General features: G+C 70.6%; 3 protein-coding genes. 1 reads left to right on the top strand and 2 read right to left on the bottom strand.

What is annotated here, in order from left to right:
• Positions 1 to 234: 234 nt before the first annotated feature.
• Complete coding sequence (locus EHS43_RS41725) at positions 235 to 1,257, bottom strand: LacI family DNA-binding transcriptional regulator (protein ID WP_125195702.1); 1,023 nt, start codon at positions 1,255 to 1,257, stop codon at positions 235 to 237.
• Between the two features lie 119 nt (positions 1,258 to 1,376).
• Positions 1,377 to 2,144 (bottom strand): response regulator transcription factor, encoded by a 768-nt coding sequence (locus tag EHS43_RS41720; RefSeq protein ID WP_125195701.1) that lies wholly within the window; start codon positions 2,142 to 2,144, stop codon positions 1,377 to 1,379.
• 118 nt (positions 2,145 to 2,262) lie between these two features.
• On the opposite strand from EHS43_RS41720, the gene EHS43_RS41715 reads away from it, so the two are divergent.
• Positions 2,263 to 2,894, top strand: a 632-nt coding sequence (locus EHS43_RS41715; RefSeq protein ID WP_125195700.1) for an alpha/beta fold hydrolase, incomplete at its 3' end; no start/stop codon positions are given.

The following is a 2,894-nucleotide window of genomic DNA, read 5'->3' as shown; positions in this document are numbered from 1 at the left end:
GCCACTCGGGGTTCACGGGCGAGGAAGCGTGCTGCTGCTGGGCGCCCTGGTAGGGGTTCTCGTACTGCTCGTACTCGCCGTCGCGGCGGAAGCTCTCGGTCATGACAAGAAGCTTGTCCCGCGACCATGAGAGCTCCCTGAGTGCTCCCTGAGAAGCCCGGCAGAACCTCGTATGCCCGATATAAAGCCGCCGCTGGCCTGTGGCCGGGCGTTCTCAGACGGCCTTAAGGAAAGTCACTCGCAGCCGCAGGACCGGCGCACGACCAGCTTCGAGGGGAACACCTTCAGCCGCTCCCGGCGGGAGCCCGCGACCCGCAGGCCGTCGTCGAGCACCAGGTCCACCGCGGCCCGGGCCATCGCCGACCGGTCCGAGGCGATGGTCGTCATCGGCGGATCCGCGAGCGCGGCCTCCTTGATGTCGTCGAACCCGATGACCGCCAGTTCCCCGGGCACGTCGATCCGCAGTTCGCGCGCGGCCCGCAGCAGGCCGATCGCCTGGTCGTCGGTGGAGCAGAAGATGGCCGGCGGGCGCCGCGGCCCGGCGAGGATCTCCAGCCCCACCTTGTACGCGTCGTAGCGGTTGTACGGCGCCTCGAAGAGCCGTCCCTCGGTGGGGAGCCCGGCCTCCTCCATGGCCCGCCGCCAGCCCTCGACGTGATCGGAGACCGGGTCGCCGACGGAGGGGGTGTCGGCCGTGCCGCCCATACAGGCGACATAGGGGTAGCCGTGGCCCAGCAGGTGCTCGACGGCGGTCTTCGCGCCGGTCAGGTCGTCGAGGACCACGGCGACGTCGTCGATGGCCTCCGGCCGCTCGTGCAGCAGGACGACCCGGGCGTCCCAGGCGTCGATCTCGGCGGCGGCGTTGTCGTTCAGCGCGTGCGAGACCAGGATCAGGCCGGAGACCCGCATCCCGAGGAACGCCCGCAGGTAGTGGACCTCGCGCTCACCGATGTAGTCGGAGTTCCCGACGAGCACCATCTTCCCGCGCTCGGAGGCGGCCTGTTCGACCGCGTGCGCCATCTCCGCGAAGAACGGCTGGCGCGCGTCCGGCACGATCAGGCCTATGAGATCGGTGCGCCGCGACGCCATCGCCTGGGCCACCCGGTCGGGCCGGTACCCCAGCTCCTTGATCGCGGCGAGGACACGCTCGCGCGTGGCCGGGGCAACCGGCCGGGGTCCGTTGTTGATGACATAGCTGACCACCGCGGTGGACGTCCCCGCGAGTCTTGCCACGTCATCCCTGGTTACCTTGGCCACGCGCGGAGTCTACGCGGATGGACCCGCTCTGGGCAGGGCGTGAAGGAGGTCCCGGTACTCCCGCCGAGGGGCTCGCGGGGGTGCGCCGGTGCCGGAGCCATGCCCATGCGCGGGACCCCTTATGCCTCTACGTCCTCAAGGGCGGCGCCGGCGTCCGCATCCTCCGCGTTTGCCCGCTCCGCCTTGGCCTTCGCCTCGTCGGTGACCCGCTCGCCCTTCTCGGGCGTAACGAATCGATAACCGACGTTCCGGACGGTCCCGATCAGCGACTCGTGCTCGGGGCCGAGCTTGGCGCGCAGCCGCCGTACGTGCACGTCGACCGTCCGGGTGCCGCCGAAGTAGTCGTAGCCCCAGACCTCCTGGAGCAGCTGCGCGCGCGTGAAGACGCGGCCCGGGTGCTGGGCGAGGTACTTGAGGAGCTCGAACTCCTTGAAGGTGAGGTCGAGGACCCGGCCCTTGAGCTTGGCGGAGTACGTGGCCTCGTCGACCGACAGGTCGCCGTTGCGGATCTCCATGGGGGAGTCGTCGTTGACGATCTGCTGCCGGCCCATGGCCAGCCGCAGCCGCGCCTCCACCTCGGCCGGTCCCGCGGTGTCGAGGAGCACGTCGTCGATGCCCCAGTCGGCGGTGACGGCGGCCAGGCCGCCCTCGGTCACGACGAGGATGAGCGGACAGCCGGGCCCGGTCGAGCGCAGCAGCTGGCACAGGCTGCGGACCTGGGGCAGGTCACGGCGGCCGTCGATGAGGATCACGTCGGCGCCGGGGGTGTCGACGAGAGCGGGGCCCTCCGCCGGAGCCACGCGCACGTTGTGCAGGAGCAGGCCGAGAGCCGGCAGCACCTCCGTCGACGGCTGGAGGGCGTTGGTCAGGAGCAGCAGAGAACTCATACGTCTGGTTCCTCCTCGGTCCCGCGAGGTCACGGCTTTCGTATACAGGGGTATCCGAAAGCACAAAAGGACCCGGGGGCTGCATTGCCCGAGTCCTGTTCCGACGAGAATAGCCCACATGAGCATTGAGCCGGCAGGTCGTGCGCCGCGTTCCACGGGAAGTCCGCACTCTGAGACGCCCAGACGCACACCTATACGGACGTTTCTGCACACCGAGGACGGTGTGACGATCGATTCCGTATACGATCCGCCCTCCTTCGTATACGACGCCTCCCGGCCGCCCGCGCGTGACCTGGGGTTCGTGATCGCGCACGGTTTCACCGGCGATGTGGATCGCCCGCATGTTCGCCGGGTGGTCGAGGCGCTCAGCCGGTACGGCGGAGTCGTCACCTTCTCCTTCCGCGGCCACGGGGCCTCCGGCGGGCGCTCGACGGTCGGCGACCGCGAGGTGCTGGATCTGGCCGCCGCGGTGGCGTGGGCCCGCGGACTCGGCCACGCGCGCGTGGTGACCGTCGGCTTCTCCATGGGCGGTTCGGTGGTGCTGCGGCACGCGGCGCTGTACGGGCGGGAGAGCGGCGCCGGCGTGGACGCGGTGGTCTCGGTCAGCGCCCCGGCCCGCTGGTACTACCGCGGCACGGCCCCCATGCGCAGGCTCCACTGGCTGGTGACCCGCCCCGCGGGCCGTCTGGTGGGCCGCTACGGCTTCCGCACCCGCATCCACCACCGCCAGTGGAACCCGGTCCCCCTCTC

Source organism: Streptomyces sp. RP5T, assembly GCF_003933965.1.
Lineage (GTDB): Bacteria > Actinomycetota > Actinomycetes > Streptomycetales > Streptomycetaceae > Streptomyces.
The sequence above is the reverse complement of the archived record's forward strand: the minus strand, read 5'-3'. Positions and strand labels throughout refer to the sequence as shown.

Coding starts and splice junctions, on each gene's coding strand:
- EHS43_RS41720 (WP_125195701.1), bottom strand. CDS start 2,144: ATGAGTTCTCTGCTGCTCCTGACCAACGCCCTCCAGCCGTCGACGGAG.